Raw genomic sequence first — 14,475 nt, 5'->3', positions numbered from 1 at the left:
TATGAAGATCGACAGACGGCGAGGGGCCGCGACTGGGGACCAGTTCACATCCAGATTTTCGGGCGATTTTCCCAAACCCGAAACTGGAGAGTTAGCGTCTGAAACCCACGAAAGCGTAGCTTTCGGGTTCAACTGCACTTCGACGAGGAACCAAGTCCGCCCTCCCCGATTTTGAACACTGTGAGACGTGCTCGCTTCGCTGTGCGCGACTCACAAGCTCAAATTGAGTCGGTAGGATATTTGATTCTGAAGCGATTCGCTGAGCTCATCGATCAGAATCAGAAGTATCCGCCCTCCCCGATTTGAACGGGGGACAAGTCGATCTACAGTCGACTGCTCTACCAGTCTGAGCTAAGGGCGGGCACTCGACTCCAACTAAAACCGCTACCGGACTTAAGGGTTATCATCCAGTGGCACCGTGTGACGGAACCTCAGTCGACCGGAAGACGAGCGTCAGACACCGTGCGAACATTGAAATAGCAGGCTGACGCACAATTCCACGAATAGGATATGAGTAAAATCACGTTCCGCGCGGACGACGACCTCGTCGAGGAACTCGAAACGTTCGAGACCTCGAAAAGCGAGGTGATGCGCCAAGCCCTCCGAGAGTATCTGGCGGGCTCGGAGGCAGGCGAGGCTGGTGCGGACCCAAGCGAGTCGTCCAGCGACGCCGAAGATGGACTCGACGGGCTCGTCGCAGCGCGGATCGACGAGCTGGTCGAGCAACGCGTCGACGCCGCGCTCGAATCGCGGCTCGGAGCGAACGACCGGGATGCCGGCGCTCGGCCGGCCGGACGACAGGATGTCAACGTCAACGTCACCGTCGAGGACGCACGGGCGACAGCCGGCGACGGCTCGTCCGACGAGCAGTGTAAGACGCCCGCGGCCGAGGAAAGAATGCCTGACGGCGAAGGGCAACTCGACGATGCGGTCGAAGAGGAGACGCGGCGTCGGACGTGCGGACAGTGCGGTGAATCGGTCGACGGCGAGCACGTGTACTGTCCGAACTGCGGCGAGAAGGCAGCTCGGCGGGTGTTCTGCGAGTGCGGCGACGAGCTTCGCTCGGACTGGGCGTTTTGCCCCGGTTGCGGCCGACGGACGGCTGCTGCCGACGTGCTCGATTCGCCGTAAACGTCCGTAAGAGGAATTGAGTCGGGCGTTTACGACTACGTTTTACGTCCGGCGTTACCTTTATTACGTATGCCCCAGACGATATACTCGCGTAAGACGGTCGTCTTACATGCGAGGAGATCACACCGTATGCCCTGTACGACGGGGCATTCGGGGAGAACAAGGCTGTGCGTGCGGCCTCCTCACACTGTGGCCGTCTTACTCAAGGGGAATACGAAACATGGAGCGTGTGACACTGCGAATTCCGAAACAGCAGATCGATGCCGTCGAGGAGATGGTCGACACCGGACAGTACCCGAATCGTAGCGAAGCGATTCGGGCGGCAGTCCGCGAAATGATCGACGAACAAGAGCCCAGTCGCGAGAGCTCCGGCAAGCGCGGCCTGGCGAAGGTGTAACCAATGCAAGATATCGTTCAGGAGGCGCTCGAAAACGCCGAAGAGGAGCAACGTGACATGGAAGCGATCGCGGACGACGACGACGAGTTCGGTGACCCCCGAATCGTGATCGTCGGCTGTGGTGGTGCCGGTAACAACACGGTAAACCGCCTGTACAACATCGGCGTCGACGGCGCCGAGACGATCGCCATCAACACCGACAAGCAGCACCTCAAGATGATCGAAGCCGACACGAAGATCCTCGTCGGCAAGTCCCTGACCAGCGGGCTGGGCGCGGGCGGCGACCCCTCGATGGGCGAGCGCGCGACCGAGATGGCACAGGGGACGATCAAGGACGTGCTCGGGAACGCCGATCTGGTGTTCGTCACCGCCGGGATGGGCGGCGGGACGGGCACCGGCGCGGCGCCGGTCGTTTCGAGCATCGCCAAAGAGCAGGGTGCAATCGTCGTCGGGATGGTCTCGACGCCGTTCAACGTCGAGCGCGCACGCACGGTCAAGGCCGAGGAAGGACTGGAGAAACTGCGCGACGAGGCTGACTCGATCATCGTCCTCGACAACAACCGACTGCTGGAGTACGTCCCGAACCTGCCGATCGGCAAGGCGTTCTCGGTGATGGACCAGATCATCGCCGAGACTGTCAAGGGGATCTCCGAGACGATCACCCAGCCGAGCCTGATCAACCTCGACTACGCCGACATGACCACCATCATGAATCAGGGCGGAGTCGCGGTGATGCTGGTCGGCGAGACACAGGACAAGAACAAGACCGAGGAAGTGGTCAAGGACGCGATGAACCACCCGCTGCTGGACGTCGACTACCGCGGCGCTTCCGGCGGGCTGGTCCACATCACTGGCGGCCCCGACCTCACGCTCAAGGAGGCAGAGGGCATTGCCGACAACATCACCGAGCGACTGGAAGCCAGCGCCAACGTCATCTGGGGCGCACGCATCCAAGAGGAGTACAAGGGTAAGGTGCGGGTCATGGCGATCATGACCGGCGTCCAGAGCGCCCAAGTGCTCGGCCCGACGACCCAGAAGCAGGCCGAAAAGTCTCGAAAGAGCATGCAGGGCGTCGACGAAGCGTCGTTCGATGCCAGCGACAACGTCGAGAACTTCTCGGGCAATCAGGGCGGCTCGTCCAAGAACGCCTTCGGCGCCCAGAGCGACGGCGGCAAGCGCGAGGTCGAGCAGAAAAACGGCCTCGACGTGATCCGGTAAGACGCCGCTTCGTTTTCTGCGGTTCGTGTGGTTCCCAGCGGTGGGCTCGCGTATCGAGACGCGGTTGACGACGCCGTATTCGAGGTGCTTTTGTCCGACGACGCCGTATTTCGGATCGACACGTGCATCGAACGCTCGCTACAGCAACTCGTCGCTGTCGTCGGCTCCTCGTGAGCGGCGTCGTCGGGGTGCTCACCTACTCGGCGCCGGCGCTCGCCCACGCCAGTCACACCGCCGAATCCGCGGACACTGGCGGTCAGGCGTCGCAGCTCCCGATTGTGGCGATCGTCATCGGTGCGATCCTCATCGGGACGAGCATCTACATGGACTCGGTGAGCGATCTCTCGCGGCGGACCGCCGACGCAGGCGTCTTCATCGGTATCGCCATCGCGGCCGTCGGTGCGACCGCGTTCTTCTGGGGCCACGGCATCTAGGACGCCGCGGCGTCGCCACGCGTCAGACAGCGGCCAGCGAGTCGAGTAGCGCGCACTTCCGGCACTTCTCGCGGGTCGTCGTCGCGCCGCATTCCTCGCACTCGTTGAGATCGGCTTCCTCGTCACTCCCCTGGTACTCGTCGGCGACGATGCCGGCCAGTTCCTCGTAGCCCGCCATGATCGAGTGGCGGGTTCCGGGGTGATTCTCTTCGAGTTTCAACAGTAGCTCCTGAATCTCGCCGCGATAGGCCTCGCTGGAGTGGGGACACTCCGTAATGTGGGCCGGCAGGTCGGCGAGGTGGGCGTACAGCGCGACCTCCTTCTCGGGAACGTCCCGTAGCGGCTTGGCGCGGGGGACGAACTCCTCCTGTTCGGACCGCTCGTCGAACGCGCCCAGCGAGGCGTCGAAGTGCTTGGCGATCTGTGACACGTCGCCCTCTAAGACGTTCATTAGCGCGGTCTGGGCCTCGTCGTCTAAGTTGTGGCCGGTCAGCAGTTTGTCCGCACCGAGTTCTTCGGCGTACTTCGAGAGCAGGTCCCGGCGGAACACGCCGCAGTACGCACAGGCGGCCATGTTCTCGGGATCGTCCTCGACAACGTCGTCCATCCGGACGCCGAACTCCTCCTCGTAGCTGACGAGTTCGTGTTGCATCTCCAGCTCGGTGGCGAGTTCCTCGCAGGCCGACACGCTCTCGTCGCGGTACCCCTCTATGCCCTCGTGAATCGTCAGCGCGATCATCTCGATGCGCGGGTCCTCGGCGAACGTCTCGTCGAGGATGTGGGTGAGCACGACGCTGTCTTTGCCGCCCGAGAGCCCGATCACCCACGTCTCGGGGTCCTCGGGCGTCGCCGACCGCGGGACGAGGTCGTCCTCGCGGACGCGACGGCGGACGCGGCGCTCGACCGACTCGCGGAGGTGTTCCTCACAGAGATGCGAGCCGGAGTAGGCCGCGTGCATGACGGCGTCGCGGCCGCACTTGGTACACTCCATCGGCGGGACGTAGCCTCGGCACGTCCATCACGGTTTCGTCTCGGTGGCGTTCCGTGGCGACGCCGTCGGCCCAGCCTCACTGCCGGTGCCACCCCCGCCGCGGCGTCTCGACGCCGCAGCGGCCGCGTCGGCGTCAGTCCGGGGCGAGTCCTGCAGGCCCTTCGCGGACCGCGGCAAGTACCTCGTCGATCCGGTCCTCGCGTGCCGAGGAAGCGAACAGCTCGTGACCGCCGTCGTACAAACGAATCCGATCGGTCGGGACGCGTTCGCCGATTTCGCGCGTGCTCACGACCCGGTCGCGCAGCGAGCAGAACACGACGGCGTCGTCGTCGATCGGCGGCAGTTGCTCGTGGGCACGGTTGGTCTCGCGGAGGAACGTCGGGGAGGCGTCGGGCAACTCGGCCACTTGGCGGTCGGTGGCGAGGTCCCCGAGCATCGCTGGGTCGTCGAGACCAGAGGGCAAGATTGGGCGGCCGATCGGGAGCGATTCGAGGAGGTCGAACAGCAGTCCGCGACGTTCCGGCGGGTTCGCCCACCACGGGCTCAGGTACGTCTGCGTGACCGGTTCGGTCGACGCCGCGGCGACGTAGGGGCCGATCAGCCCGCCGGTGCTGTGTCCGAGCAGCCGATACTCCTCGAGGTCGTCGACGTAGCGTTCGACCGGGCGGACGTACTCGCGCTCGAAGTCGGTGATCGCGTCGGGAATGGCGAACGCGTGAACGCGGTACTGCTCGGCGAGGTGATCGAGCAGCCAGCCGACGTTCTCGTGATCCAGTCGATTCCCCCAGCCGAGCACGGCGACGAGGTCCGGCCCGCTGCCGAGCGTCTGACGGCGCATGAAGCCGGCTTCGGGCGGCGTCGAGAAAAGGTGTCGGGTCAGTTACCGGAGTGTTCGATCGACTGCATCAGCTCGTAGGTGTTCGAGCGCTCCTGTGCGAACGCCGCGGGGTGGGCGCCGACGGCGACGATCAGGTCGCCCTCGTGGACGAGCGTGGTGACGTGGACGTACAACTCGACCGTCTCGCCCTGCAGCGTGGCGTTGGTCTGGAACGTCGACACCTCGACCTCCTTGTCGAGGATCACTTCGTCACGACTCTCGACGTACTCGAGCTGGTCGAGGCCCTCGTACTCGCCGCTGAGTTGTCCCTTGAAGCGATTGAGCAGTTCTTGGTGCGACATCTCGTTGACCGGGTTGAACGTCTGCCCGAGCACGTTGATCGCCGGCGTCGAGACGACCGCGAATCGGGCGGCCTCCTGCTGTTGGCCTTGGATCTGTAATGACTTGTTGTACGTCGAGATCCAGTTCGAGGCGACCACCGTCCGGCTGACGCCGCCGACCTCGAAGCTCTCCTCGATCGTCTGTTCTTGGGTGTCTGCGTGCTGGTAGCCCGTCGCCTCGAGGCCGGCGTCGCTCACCGACGCCTCGTTGGCGGTGTACTCCGCGCGCTCGTTGAGGACCAGTTTGGTGCAACCGGCCGTCAAGAGCAGGACGGCGACCACCAGCGCCGCCAGAATCTGCCGTCGCTGAGTCATGTCGGTAACAAATCAGCCAGCGAATAAAGACTTTCTGGCACCCATCCTCAAAGAACTGGGTAGCACAACCAACCGCGGCTTCGGCGCGCCGACCGTGCTAACGGCTCACATCGGGAACTGCTGGCCAGTTCCCAAACCCCTATTCCCCCGAGCGTCCCACTAGCGCGTATGTCACAGCAACTGCCCGATAGCGACCAGTGTCCGCGCGCCGACGGGATGCCGATGCTCGGCCTCGGGACGTGGGAGAATACCGACCCCGACGCCTGCATCGAGAGCGTACAAACCGCCTTGGAGATGGGCTATCGACACGTCGACACGGCCCAAGCCTACGGCAACGAGGCCGAAGTCGGCGAGGGAATCGCCCGCGCCGACGTGGATCGAGACGACGTGTTTCTGGCGACCAAGGTGTGGCTCGACAACCTCGCGCCCGAGGACGTGATCGAGACGACCGAGGCCAGCCTCGAACGGCTCGGCACCGACTATCTCGACTTGCTGTACGTCCACTGGCCCTCCCGAACCTACGAGGGCGAGGCGACGCTCGACGCCTTCGACGAACTCCACGACCGAGGTCTGATCGACCGCGTCGCCGTCAGCAACTTCCAGCCCGAGCAGATGGAGACCGCCGCCGAGACGCTCGACGCGCCGCTGTTTGCCAATCAAGTCGAGTGCCACCCGATGCTCCCTCAAGAGGAGATTCGCGCGACCGCCGACGAACTCGGCGTCGAAGTCGTGGGCTACTCCCCGCTTGCTCGCGGCGACGTGTTCGACAACGACACGCTCGTCGACATCGCCGAGGACCACGGCGTCAGCGCGGCACAGGTCAGCCTCGCGTGGCTCCGCGAGAAGGGCGTCACCGCGATCCCGAAGGCCACCGGCCGCGAGCACGTCGCGGACAACTGGCGCTCGCTCGACCTGACGCTCGACGACGCCGAAATCGAGCGCATCGACGCCATCGACCAAGAAAAGCGCATGGTCGATCCCGGTTTCGGACCTTGGAACTGAGCCGGCACCCGCTCGCTGGCAGCCTATTCTTTCCCAGCTGAACGGGAAAAATATATTCGGGTTGCTGACAGAACTGGTGTATGGTACACGCCCTCCCCGCGTTCGCCCTCCCCGCGTTCGCCGTCCCCGGCGGTCCGGAGCTCTCGATCCTGTTGTTCCTTCTCCTCGGCCCCGGCGGACTGGCCTACTGGGTGTACGCCGACGCGAAACGGCGCGGTAACGAGTACGCGGCCAACTGGGGACTGACAGTATTCCTGACATCACTGTTTTACCTCCTTCCGGGGCTCATCGTGGTCGGACTGTATCGAGAAGTACGCGAGTGAGTCGGCCATCGAGCGCTCGTCGGCACACCAGCGGCCGGCCTCATCGCGGCGTCACGACGCCGACGCGTCCGCCGCGCGATTGTTCGGGATAGTGGCCACTCCGTAGCCGGAAGCTTGAACAGCCACCGCCGGTTTTAGTGTTCGTATGACTGTCGGGTCGAGCAATCGAGGGGGCGTCACGGGGGCGATCGGGGTCGACCTGCGCCGACTCCACGAGAGCTGGATGGAGCTCGTCTTTCCGCGCCAGCGCGGCACCGGCCACTCGGTGCTCGGCAAGTGGACGCCAAACACCACGAGCGGGTGGATCGCCTACCGGCTGTGGTCGGTGCTGGGCGTGCCGATCGTGGCCGTGCTCTACCCGCTGGCGCTGTTTGGCTTCATGGCCCGGTTTTACTCCCGGCGGATCGACCGCGTCGCGGCGGGGCTGGGCGTCGCCGGCGTCGTCGTGCTCGCGGCCGTCCTCTGGGGCGCGCTGACCGTGCTGGCGCACCTGCGCTTCACGCAAACCGGCTTTTTGGCCGTGCTCGCCGCGGGCGTGATCGCAACGCTGTCGGCGGGTGCAGCTACTGTCTTCTCGCGTGCCGGCGGTCGCGGAACCTCGATCCTGCTGGCCTATCCCGCCGCGATGACGGCGATCTTCCTCCCGCCGGTCGCCGCCGCGCTGTACTCGCCTGCACTGGCAGAACTGATACTTCCGAGCAGCGAGTCGGTGGCTATCTGGGTGCTCGACAACCTACTGACCGTCGGTGGGCTGAACGAGTTCCTGCGCTCGGAGTTCCAGTTGGCGGGCGCGGCCTACCTCGGCATGTGGTTCGGCATCGCCGTCCCGCTGGGCTGGCTGCTGGGCGTGCTGGTCGCGCTCGCTGATCTGGTGCGGCCGTCCTGACGCGGCGGCGTGACGCCGCGGTCGCCGCGGCGTCCGGCGGCAATCTCGGTAGAATTACCACAGTCGAGCCCTAACCACGACGCGCATGGAGTTCGACCTGCAAACGACCGCGGCGCTGTTTATCGCACTGATCGCCGTCGGCGTCGGGAGTCTGATCGTCGCGCCGATGATGAGTACCAGCACGGTGCTGATGATGGTCCTGCCCTCGATGGCGGTGTTCGGACTGCTCTGTCTGTTCCTCGGTATCAAGCACGGGCAACACCAAGCGTCGGGCCTCTGATCGTCCGGGCCGTCACCTCGACCGTCCGACGCTCGTTTCTCACGTCTTCCCCGATTTGATGCCTGTACCGGTCTGTCAGACAGCTGTGCCGAACCCATTAGTTACTATTTTGAAACTCTGGTTTGTAACACAAAGCTAATTTCAACACAAACCTTTTTGCAGGGCATACCGAACGCCGAGGTGTGGCCGTCCGGTCACTGACCGATCATGCACGACGTAGCCGACACCCGCGTCCCGTGGACGACCCAGACTCGCACGTTCGCCAGCCGGCACGTCCGGCAGGTGCTCCGAAACCGGATGATACTGGTACTGGCCGTCGCGTGGCCGGTGCTCTGGTACTTTCTGACGCTCGCGTTTTTCGTCGAGGCACCGTCGGGGCAGGCCGGCGGCGTCAAGGCCGGCATGGCGATCACCTACGGCCTGCTCGGCGCGTTTACGATCACCGTCGCGGTGTTCGCCGGCGACTTCGCCCGCGATCTCGACGGCGAGCGCTATCGGAAGTTCCGCGCGATGCCGATCTCGCCCACGGCGGATCTGGCCGGCAGGCTACTGGCCGGGATGGTCTTCGGCGTCGGCTCCTACGCGGCGACGCTGCTCGTGTCGATCGTCCACGGCGCCGAGTTCGGCCGCCCCTCGATCGGCGCGATCGGCGTCATCGCGCTAACGCTCGTGCTGTTTTGCTTCGTGGCGATGTCGTTTGCGACGGTGCTCGCGCTGGTCGTCACCAAGCCCGAACACATGACGACCATCGCGGTGATCGGCGTCCTGATCGCGTTCTACGCGACGGGGTTCAACGGCGTCAGCCCGCAGCTACTCGCCGACGGCGCCGACATGATCAACTACCTGCCGAACTCGCTGGCGACGCGGATGCAGATCGCCGCCCTCTCCAGCGACGTGAGCTACATGACGCCACCCGAAGCGCCCGACTCGATCGAATTCGTCGGCCTGCTGGCCGGCTACGCCGCCGTGTTGCTGGCGACGGCCGTGCTGATCCTTCGCAGATTCGCCTACGCCCCCGAGTGACCATGACGACAGAGCAACTCCTTCGAGCGACCGACATCGAGAAGCGCTTCGACGACCAGCCCGTCCTACAGGGCATAGACCTCGCCGTCGAACCAGGAGAGATCGTGCTGTTGATGGGCCCCAACGGCGTCGGCAAGTCGGTGTTCATGTCCTGTCTGGCGGGCAGCACCGCTCCCGACGCCGGCGAGATCGAACTGTTCGACGGCCAGTCGCCGATCGACGCCCGAGCCGAGACGAGCGTGATGCTGCAGGGGACGATGGCCGATCCCGATCTGACCGGGCGGGAGAATCTCCGGTTCTACGAGGATCTGCACCCGCGAGGTACCGACGAGTGGCAGGCGCTCGCCGAGCGGCTCGAACTCGACGCCGACCTCGATCGGCTGGTCCGCGAGTACTCCGGCGGGATGGAGCGCAAGCTCGAACTCGCAAGCGTGCTCGCCGCCGACGTGCCGCTGTACCTGCTCGACGAGCCGACGGCCGAACTCGATCTGACGACGATCCAGACGCTTCACGACCTGTTGCTGGCCCGTCGGGATGCAGGGAAGGCGTTTCTCGTAACGAGCCACACGCCGTTGGACGCCCGCATCGCCGACCGGATCGCGTTCGTCCAGAACGGCACTGTCGTCGCCGACGGCCCGCCCGAGGAACTGCTCGGCGAACTGCCCGAAGTCGTGCGAGTGCGCGGCGGCGTCCCCGAAGAGGAGCGCCTGCTCGGGGAACGCGCGTTCCGCCGCGGCGACGAGGTCCGCGGGTTCCTGCGGGGCGACGACGGCGTCGACGCGATTTCCCGGTCGGTTTCCGACGACGCCAGCGTCGAACTCGATCCGCCGTCGTACACCGACCTGTTCAACTACCACACCTACGTCCGTCCGGCGATCGACGAAGGGAAAGGAACAGGTGGCCGTGCGCGAAAGACGGTGACGAACTGAGATGTCGGACGACGCCACCGGCGGGGACAGCGGGGCGGACGCGGGACCGATCGACGATCCGGATCTCGACGCGCTCCGGCGCGACCTCGATCAGATCAAGACCGCGATGGGGATCGAGGACCGATACCCGGGACAGCGCCGGCTCTGGCTCGTCAACGGTGGCGTCGTCGGCGGAGCCGCCATTCTGGCGAACGTGATCTTCGCGCGGTCGCTCTCGAACGCGCTCTACATCGCCATCTGGTTCGTGCTGGTCGTGCTGGCCGGAGTTCTCCAGTGGCGATCTGCGGCCGCGAACGACACCGACGAGCGCGAACCGACGCCGAGCTGGCGCGTGGTGTTCGGAACGCTGATCGCGGGCTGGGTCGTCCTGACCGCGATCGCCTCCTCGATCTTCGGCGACGTGCCGGGCGTCGTGCAGGGGGCGTACTTCTTTAGCCTCTCGATCACCGTCCTCGGGATGGGGTATCTGCTCGCCGGCACGCTGCTCCGTGCCCATTCCATCCGTGCGCGGGACCGGTATCCCTACTACGCCGCCGGCGTCTGGATGCTCGTGCTGGCCTTCTTCATGCCGTTCGTGGAGTTCCTCCAGTACTTCGGCTACGCCATCTTCGGCGGGCTGTTTCTGGTCCACGGCGTCGTAACCTACTACCTGCTGACCTACCGCTGGAACTGACAATGGAGTTCGACAAGCTCGTCCACCAGCCGACCCGACTGCAGTTGTTCGCCTACCTCTACCGGCACGAGGAGTCGACGTTCTCGGAACTCAAAGACGAGCTTGGCGTCACCGAGGGGAACCTCTCGAGCCACATCCAGACGATGGAAGACGCCGGTGCGGTCGCGGTCGAAAAGCAGTTCGTCGACCGGCGGCCCCAGACCACCTACAGGCTGACCGACGAGGGACGGGCGAAGTTCGAGGAACACATCGAAACGCTCGAAGCTCTCCTCGGGCAACTCGAAGACTAACCTGCCGGACGCCGACGCGAGGGCAAACGTTTTGCCGAATCGAGCGAATGTCCCGCCGTGAAACTACGTCACCGCGGCGACGGCGGCGTCACGACGCTGGCGACGACCGTCGATATCGCCGATGGACTCATTTCTCGCGGTCGCGGGCTGATGTTCCGCCGGTCGATCCCCGACGACTACGCGCTGGTCTTCGAGTTCGACGGCGTCACGGCCCGAAGCGTCCACATGCTGTTCGTTCCCTTCCCGATCGACGTGCTCTGGCTGATCGACGGCGAAGTCCAGCGGGTGCGGACCCTCTCGGCGTGGACCGGAACGGCCAAAGAATCCGCCGACACCTTCGTCGAACTGCCCGCCGGCGCGGCCGACGGCGTCGCGGTCGGCGACACCGTCGAGTTCGTCGAGGAGTGACGCCGTGGCGTCCGTCGTTCGTGACGACGCCGACGGCGAGCAGTTGTGGGACGCCGACGGCGAGGGAAGCGTTCGGCGTGTCACCGTCTGTCGAAGCGGGTAGCTTATATGTCTCGGGTTGCCTACCAGAGACTGGACAATCATGACCGGTGACCGATTTATTCGGGGGCTCCCCCGAAACAAATCCCCTCTACGACGACGCGACTGACGTACAGCTTCTCGATACCACGCTGCGCGACGGCGAACAGGCACCGGGAATCTCGCTCACGCCCGAGGAGAAAGCCGACATCGCACAGGCCCTAGACCGCGCCGAGATCGACGTGATCGAGGCCGGCAGCGCCTGCACCGGCGAGGGCGAGCGACAGACGATCCGTCGCGTCACCGATCTCGGACTGGACGCGACGATCACCAGCTTCGCCCGCGGCGTGAAAAACGACATCGACCTCGCGCTCGACTGCGACGTCGACGGCGTCACGATCGTGGTGCCCGGCAGCGACCGCCACATCGAGACGAAGGTGAACACGACCCGCGAGGAGGTCGTCGCAGACACCCAAGAACTCGTCGAGTACGCGCGCGATCACGGCCTGTGGGTCGAAGTGATCGGCGAGGACGGCTCGCGCGCCGACCTGGAGTTCCTCGAACAGCTCGCCGAGGCCGCCATCGACGCTGGCGCGACGCGGATCTGCTACGCCGACACGGTCGGCCACGCCGGTCCCGAGCGCGCCTACGAGGTCGTCTCGGCGCTGTCGGAGTACGGTCCCGTGAGCACCCACACCCACGACGATCTGGGGCTCGGCGTCACCAACGCACTGGCGAGCATCGCCGCGGGCGCCGATCTGGTCCACGGGACGATCAACGGGCTGGGCGAGCGCGCCGGCAACGTCGCCCTCGAAGAGGTCGCCATCGCGCTGGATCACTCCTACGGCCTCGAGACGGTCGACACGACCCAGCTGTACGAGCTGGGCCAGACCGTCGCCCGGTCGACGGGCGTCCAGCTCCCGCCGAACAAGGCCGTCACCGGGGAGAACGCCTTCACTCACGAGAGCGGCATCCACACCGACGGCACCCTGAAAGACGACCAGATGTACGAGCCGTACCCGCCCGAGAAGGTGGGCCGCGAGCGCCGGATCGTGCTGGGCAAGCACACCGGCCGCGCCGGCGCCCGCGCTGCGCTCGAAGAGCACGGCGTCGACGTCTCCGACGAGGAACTCACGACCGTCGTCGAACGCGTCAAGGAGATCGGCGATCGGGGCAAGCGCGTCACCGACGCCGACCTGCTGGCGATCGCCGAGGAGGTCAAGGGCACCGACCGCGAGCGCCGCGTCGAACTCCTGAACCTCACAGCGGCCAGCGGCGGCGGCATCCCGACCGCGAGCGTCCGTCTCCGCGTCGACGACGACGAACGGACCGCCTCGGGCACCGGCAGCGGCCCGGTCGACGCCGCTGTCTCCGCGGTGCGCGAGGCGCTCGGCGAGGCCGCCAACGTCACGCTCGAATCCTACGAGGTCGACGCGATCACCGGCGGCACCGACGCCGTCGTCACCGTCGAGGTCGAGATGAGCCGCGGCGACACGTCGGTGACCGTCGCCACCAGCGACACCGACATCACCACCGCCTCGGTCAAGGCGATGGTCGACGCCATCGACCGGCTGCTGTCGGCGCCCGGCGAGGAGCCGGTGCCGCTCGCCGACGACTAAGCCGCCGCTTTTCGGTTTTTAGCTTCGCAGTTGGCGACTAGCTCGTGTCCTGTTCTCCGAACGTCAGCGTCCAGCTGTCGGGATCGGTCACCGACCGCCCGGACAGCGTCCAGTCGTCGGCGTCACCAGAATCCGGTCCGGATTCTGGTTGGCTCGAAAGAGCGTTGCTCTTTCGAACGTCGACGGTCGCCGGACGAGCGACGTGTGTCGTCGCGGAACTCACAAGCGACAGCGGCGGGGCGGTATCCGGATGGAAGCCAAAGCGCGAGAGCACGGTCTCGGGCAGGCAGGACGGTGCGGCCACCGCAGCGGCGTCGTCGGCGTCCGACAGGACGGCGTCCAGCAGTGCGACCAGCGGGCCGTCTTCGGGCACCGGCGGGAGCGCGTCGGTGAGCCGAACGACGGCGTCGTCGCCGGCCGACTTTCGCCCGACGACCGCTGCGGCCAGTGGCTCGCCCGCTCGATCCCGAGCCACGTACGTTCGGTAGGTCCAGCGAGGGTTCTGGAACCGCCAGCGGAGGTACTGCTCGCTCCGCACCGCGTGAAAGCCCGCCGGGACGCCGCCGCGGTACAGCGCGACGAGCGTGGTGACCGGAACCTCGCGGTATCGATCGACCGAGATGCCGTCAGCTGACGGCGCTACGGCGTCCCGGGCTCGGTGGTAGCCAGCGGCGGCGAGGTCGGCCACAGTCGCTCCGGCGGCGACGGCGCCCGAGGCGTCGTCGAGCCACGCGCTCGGCGACTGAATCCGGTAGTAAGTGGTCACTTCGCCAACGTCTCGCCAGCCGAGCTTTCGGTAGCCTGCGCCGGACTGCTCGTTCGGGAAGTTGAAAAAGAGCGCTACCTCGTGGTCGTCGTAGCGCTCGATCGCCCGCTCGGTCATCCGGGTAAACAGCCCTTGTCGCCGGTGATCGGGATGAACCATCGTGTCGCCGGGCTGGACTGCCAAGAAGCGGTGCTCTCCGGCTGCCATGGGAAGCGCGAACAGCGGGCGCGCACCGACGACGCCGTCGTCGGGGTCGACCGCGACGGTGATCGGAACGTGATCGACGGCAGGATTCTCGCGGTACTTCCAGTCGAACCACGCGTTCGTCCGTTCTTCGCCGAATACCGTCTCGTACAGCTCCAGCACGCCCGCGGCGTCGCCGCGCTCGAAGCGTCTGATTTCGTACGTCTCACTGGCGAGACTCATCGGTATGCCGAACTGAGCACCACCGCGACGGTATACGTTCGTGTGGCATCGATGAGTTCGGATGGCTA

18 protein-coding genes and 1 tRNA gene are annotated in these 14,475 nt (G+C 65.6%); 14 read left to right on the top strand and 5 right to left on the bottom strand.

What is annotated here, in order from left to right; all coding sequences use genetic code 11:
- Positions 1–287: 287 nt before the first annotated feature.
- A tRNA-Tyr gene (locus tag CRO01_RS09120) sits at positions 288–361 on the bottom strand.
- Positions 362–510: 149 nt separating this feature from the next.
- Here CRO01_RS09120 and CRO01_RS09115 point away from each other — a divergent pair.
- The 4 genes from CRO01_RS09115 (at position 511) to CRO01_RS09100 (ending at position 3,180) form a co-directional block, all read left to right on the top strand.
- Positions 511–1,131 (top strand): double zinc ribbon domain-containing protein, encoded by a 621-nt coding sequence (locus CRO01_RS09115; RefSeq protein WP_097008815.1) that lies wholly within the window; start codon positions 511–513, stop codon positions 1,129–1,131.
- A 220-nt stretch (positions 1,132–1,351) separates the two neighbouring features.
- On the top strand, positions 1,352–1,528 hold the full coding sequence (locus tag CRO01_RS09110) for a ribbon-helix-helix domain-containing protein (protein WP_097008814.1): 177 nt from the start codon (positions 1,352–1,354) through the stop codon (positions 1,526–1,528).
- Positions 1,529–1,531: 3 nt separating this feature from the next.
- Positions 1,532–2,746, top strand: coding sequence for a cell division protein FtsZ (gene ftsZ, locus CRO01_RS09105; RefSeq protein WP_097008813.1), 1,215 nt, complete (start codon positions 1,532–1,534; stop codon positions 2,744–2,746).
- Positions 2,747–2,916: 170 nt separating this feature from the next.
- Entirely contained in the window at positions 2,917–3,180 is a 264-nt protein-coding gene (locus tag CRO01_RS09100) for a hypothetical protein (protein ID WP_097008812.1), read from the top strand.
- A 22-nt stretch (positions 3,181–3,202) separates the two neighbouring features.
- Here the strand turns inward: CRO01_RS09100 and ncsA are convergent, their stop codons facing one another.
- The 3 genes from ncsA to CRO01_RS09085 all read right to left on the bottom strand — a co-directional run bounded on the left by ncsA (position 3,203) and on the right by CRO01_RS09085 (position 5,704).
- Positions 3,203–4,171: a tRNA 2-thiolation protein NcsA gene (gene ncsA, locus CRO01_RS09095; RefSeq protein WP_097008811.1), complete on the bottom strand. Its 969-nt coding sequence runs from the start codon at positions 4,169–4,171 to the stop codon at positions 3,203–3,205.
- Between the two features lie 133 nt (positions 4,172–4,304).
- Positions 4,305–5,009, bottom strand: a complete 705-nt coding sequence (locus CRO01_RS09090) for an alpha/beta fold hydrolase (protein WP_097008810.1) — start codon at positions 5,007–5,009, stop codon at positions 4,305–4,307.
- A gap of 38 nt (positions 5,010–5,047) precedes the next feature.
- The gene (locus tag CRO01_RS09085; RefSeq protein ID WP_097008809.1) at positions 5,048–5,704 is read right to left on the bottom strand and encodes a DUF6517 family protein; all 657 of its coding nucleotides are present in this window, start codon (positions 5,702–5,704) and stop codon (positions 5,048–5,050) included.
- Positions 5,705–5,872: 168 nt separating this feature from the next.
- Between CRO01_RS09085 and CRO01_RS09080 the strand changes: the two genes are divergently transcribed.
- From CRO01_RS09080 to CRO01_RS09035, 10 genes are all read left to right on the top strand, one after another.
- Complete coding sequence (locus CRO01_RS09080; protein WP_097008808.1) at positions 5,873–6,706, top strand: aldo/keto reductase; 834 nt, start codon at positions 5,873–5,875, stop codon at positions 6,704–6,706.
- 80 nt (positions 6,707–6,786) lie between these two features.
- Positions 6,787–7,029: a hypothetical protein gene (locus CRO01_RS09075; RefSeq protein ID WP_097008807.1), complete on the top strand. Its 243-nt coding sequence runs from the start codon at positions 6,787–6,789 to the stop codon at positions 7,027–7,029.
- Between the two features lie 145 nt (positions 7,030–7,174).
- Positions 7,175–7,915, top strand: a complete 741-nt coding sequence (locus tag CRO01_RS09070) for a hypothetical protein (protein WP_097008806.1) — start codon at positions 7,175–7,177, stop codon at positions 7,913–7,915.
- 85 nt (positions 7,916–8,000) lie between these two features.
- Positions 8,001–8,195, top strand: a complete 195-nt coding sequence (locus CRO01_RS09065; protein WP_097008805.1) for a DUF7333 family protein — start codon at positions 8,001–8,003, stop codon at positions 8,193–8,195.
- 207 nt (positions 8,196–8,402) lie between these two features.
- Positions 8,403–9,218, top strand: a complete 816-nt coding sequence (locus CRO01_RS09060; RefSeq protein WP_097008804.1) for an ABC transporter permease — start codon at positions 8,403–8,405, stop codon at positions 9,216–9,218.
- 2 nt (positions 9,219–9,220) lie between these two features.
- Positions 9,221–10,147 (top strand): ABC transporter ATP-binding protein, encoded by a 927-nt coding sequence (locus CRO01_RS09055; RefSeq protein WP_097008803.1) that lies wholly within the window; start codon positions 9,221–9,223, stop codon positions 10,145–10,147.
- A 1-nt stretch (position 10,148) separates the two neighbouring features.
- Entirely contained in the window at positions 10,149–10,820 is a 672-nt protein-coding gene (locus tag CRO01_RS09050; RefSeq protein ID WP_097008802.1) for a hypothetical protein, read from the top strand.
- Between the two features lie 2 nt (positions 10,821–10,822).
- Positions 10,823–11,110: a winged helix-turn-helix domain-containing protein gene (locus CRO01_RS09045; RefSeq protein WP_097008801.1), complete on the top strand. Its 288-nt coding sequence runs from the start codon at positions 10,823–10,825 to the stop codon at positions 11,108–11,110.
- Positions 11,111–11,167: 57 nt separating this feature from the next.
- Positions 11,168–11,518, top strand: coding sequence for a DUF192 domain-containing protein (locus CRO01_RS09040; protein ID WP_097008800.1), 351 nt, complete (start codon positions 11,168–11,170; stop codon positions 11,516–11,518).
- 149 nt (positions 11,519–11,667) lie between these two features.
- Positions 11,668–13,215 carry a (R)-citramalate synthase gene (locus CRO01_RS09035; protein WP_097008799.1) on the top strand — a complete coding sequence of 516 codons (1,548 nt, stop codon included), beginning with the start codon at positions 11,668–11,670 and terminating at the stop codon, positions 13,213–13,215.
- A gap of 37 nt (positions 13,216–13,252) precedes the next feature.
- Here CRO01_RS09035 and CRO01_RS09030 read toward each other — a convergent pair whose 3' ends face one another.
- Positions 13,253–14,407 (bottom strand): GNAT family N-acetyltransferase, encoded by a 1,155-nt coding sequence (locus CRO01_RS09030; protein ID WP_097008798.1) that lies wholly within the window; start codon positions 14,405–14,407, stop codon positions 13,253–13,255.
- Positions 14,408–14,475 lie beyond the last annotated feature (68 nt).

The sequence above is a fragment of the Natronoarchaeum philippinense genome, assembly GCF_900215575.1.
Taxonomy (GTDB): domain Archaea; phylum Halobacteriota; class Halobacteria; order Halobacteriales; family Natronoarchaeaceae; genus Natronoarchaeum; species Natronoarchaeum philippinense.
The sequence above is the reverse complement of the archived record's forward strand: the minus strand, read 5'-3'. Positions and strand labels throughout refer to the sequence as shown.

Bases quoted from the DNA above. Each gene is read 5' to 3' on its own strand.
- CRO01_RS09080 (WP_097008808.1), top strand. From the start codon at position 5,873: ATGTCACAGCAACTGCCCGATAGCGACCAGTGTCCGCGCGCCGACGGG.
- CRO01_RS09070 (WP_097008806.1), top strand. From the start codon at position 7,175: ATGACTGTCGGGTCGAGCAATCGAGGGGGCGTCACGGGGGCGATCGGG.
- CRO01_RS09030 (WP_097008798.1), bottom strand. From the start codon at position 14,407: ATGAGTCTCGCCAGTGAGACGTACGAAATCAGACGCTTCGAGCGCGGC.
- CRO01_RS09060 (WP_097008804.1), top strand. From the start codon at position 8,403: ATGCACGACGTAGCCGACACCCGCGTCCCGTGGACGACCCAGACTCGC.
- CRO01_RS09050 (WP_097008802.1), top strand. From the start codon at position 10,149: ATGTCGGACGACGCCACCGGCGGGGACAGCGGGGCGGACGCGGGACCG.
- CRO01_RS09110 (WP_097008814.1), top strand. From the start codon at position 1,352: ATGGAGCGTGTGACACTGCGAATTCCGAAACAGCAGATCGATGCCGTC.
- CRO01_RS09085 (WP_097008809.1), bottom strand. From the start codon at position 5,704: ATGACTCAGCGACGGCAGATTCTGGCGGCGCTGGTGGTCGCCGTCCTG.
- CRO01_RS09090 (WP_097008810.1), bottom strand. From the start codon at position 5,009: ATGCGCCGTCAGACGCTCGGCAGCGGGCCGGACCTCGTCGCCGTGCTC.
- ftsZ (WP_097008813.1), top strand. From the start codon at position 1,532: ATGCAAGATATCGTTCAGGAGGCGCTCGAAAACGCCGAAGAGGAGCAA.
- ncsA (WP_097008811.1), bottom strand. From the start codon at position 4,171: ATGGAGTGTACCAAGTGCGGCCGCGACGCCGTCATGCACGCGGCCTAC.
- CRO01_RS09115 (WP_097008815.1), top strand. From the start codon at position 511: ATGAGTAAAATCACGTTCCGCGCGGACGACGACCTCGTCGAGGAACTC.
- CRO01_RS09045 (WP_097008801.1), top strand. From the start codon at position 10,823: ATGGAGTTCGACAAGCTCGTCCACCAGCCGACCCGACTGCAGTTGTTC.
- CRO01_RS09065 (WP_097008805.1), top strand. From the start codon at position 8,001: ATGGAGTTCGACCTGCAAACGACCGCGGCGCTGTTTATCGCACTGATC.
- CRO01_RS09055 (WP_097008803.1), top strand. From the start codon at position 9,221: ATGACGACAGAGCAACTCCTTCGAGCGACCGACATCGAGAAGCGCTTC.
- CRO01_RS09075 (WP_097008807.1), top strand. From the start codon at position 6,787: ATGGTACACGCCCTCCCCGCGTTCGCCCTCCCCGCGTTCGCCGTCCCC.